The organism is Streptomyces sp. AC512_CC834, from assembly GCF_019049325.1.
Classification (GTDB): Bacteria; Actinomycetota; Actinomycetes; order Streptomycetales; family Streptomycetaceae; genus Streptomyces.
Map to the genome: position 1 here is coordinate 1 of NZ_JAGMUO010000086.1, position 1,621 is coordinate 1,621.

1 protein-coding gene is annotated in these 1,621 nt (G+C 67.4%); it reads left to right on the plus strand.

What is annotated here, in order from left to right:
• Positions 1-107: 107 nt before the first annotated feature.
• Positions 108-1,367 (plus strand): IS4 family transposase, encoded by a 1,260-nt coding sequence (locus KUM40_RS27145; protein ID WP_308401241.1) that lies wholly within the window; start codon positions 108-110, stop codon positions 1,365-1,367.
• The last annotated feature ends 254 nt before the right edge of the window (positions 1,368-1,621 follow it).

Genomic DNA, 1,621 nt, shown 5'->3' on the forward strand with positions numbered 1-1,621 from the left:
CAGGACCCTCGACAAGTCCCATCGTTGCAGGTCAGGAGCACTCTCCGCTTATTTGATCAAGCCTCGGACAACTCCACCTCGTGAAAGCGCGAGGCTAGATTCAGGCTGTGAGCACGGGTGTTGAGGGTGTGCTGGTGGCCGGACTGCCGGATCGGATCTCGTTGGGGCTGCTGGCCCGGTCGGTGCCCCGGGAGGACATCGACTCGGCGGTGGTCGCGTGTGGGCGGCAGGCGAAGCGGGCCGGGGGAAAGCTTCCGCCGCACGTGATGGTCTACTTCGCGATGGCGCTGGCCCTGTATGCCGATGACGACTACGAGGAAGTCATGGTCAAGCTGTCGGAGACGCTGGCCTCCTGGGGGTGCTGGGAGGAAGCGTGGGAGGTGCCGACGACCGGTGGGATCACCCAGGCCAGGGCCCGGCTGGGGGCCGCTCCGCTTGCCGGGTTGTTCGAGACGGTAGCTGTGCCGGTGGCCGACCCACTCACCCGCGGCGCGTGGCTGGGACCCTGGCGCCTGATGTCCGTCGACGGTTTCGAGTGGGACGCGCCGGACACCGCGGAGAATGCCGAGCACTTCGGCTACAGCGGCTCGGGCGACAAGCGGTCGGCGTTCCCCAAGGTACGGGTGGTCACGCTGGGCGAATGCGGCTCTCACGCGATGGTCGGCGCGGCACTGGGGCCCTGTGCCGGCAAGGGCAGCGGTGAACAGAGCCTGGCCAGACAGTTGTTCAACCGTCTGGACGAGGACATGCTGTTGATCGCGGACCGCAACTTCTACAACTTCGCCGACTGGTGCGCCGCCGCTGGGAGCGGGGCCGCGCTGCTGTGGCGGGCGAAGGCGGATCTGACCTTGCCCCTGCTGCGGCAGTACCCCGATGGCAGCTACGCCTCACTGGTCATCAGCCCCAAGGTGACGGGCGCGGCCAGGACGAGGCTGATCGAGTCGGCTCGTGCCGGGCAGGTGCCCGCACCCGAGCGGGCCCGGGCGGTACGCGTGGTGGAGTACGAGGTCCCCGACCGGGAGGGCGACGGCAAGGGTGAGCTGATCTGTCTGCTCACCACTGTCACCGACCCGATGGCCGCGCCGGCGACTGTACTGGCCGACACCTATCACCAGCGGTGGGAGCACGAGACCAGTAATGATCAGCTCAAGACTCACCTGCGCGGACCGGGACGCGTCCTGCGCTCCAAGAAGCCCGACACCGTCGAGCAGGAGATCTACGGCTACTTACTCACCCACTACGCCATCAGCTCCCTGATCTGCGAGGCGGCCACCGCCGCCGACATCGACCCCGACCGCATCAAATTCGCCCGGACCGTACGCATCGTCCGCCGCCGGGTCGCCGACTCGGCGGCCTTTCCCCCCTGACCATCCCGACCGCACCGATGCCGTCCGCCAAGCGACCATGACGGCCATCACCGCGAAGAAACACCTCAACACCCGGCGTCGACACCGTAGTTACCCGCACGCAATCAAGCGGGCACGACACAACAGCTACCGCGTCAAGCGCCCCACCGACACCGGGACGCGCCACGCCGGACCGGCCACCATCCGCCTCCTCAACCTCCCGGGGGCTCCAGCCACAGCAACATGATCAACTTAAGCTAAGTGGCATTGCCTCA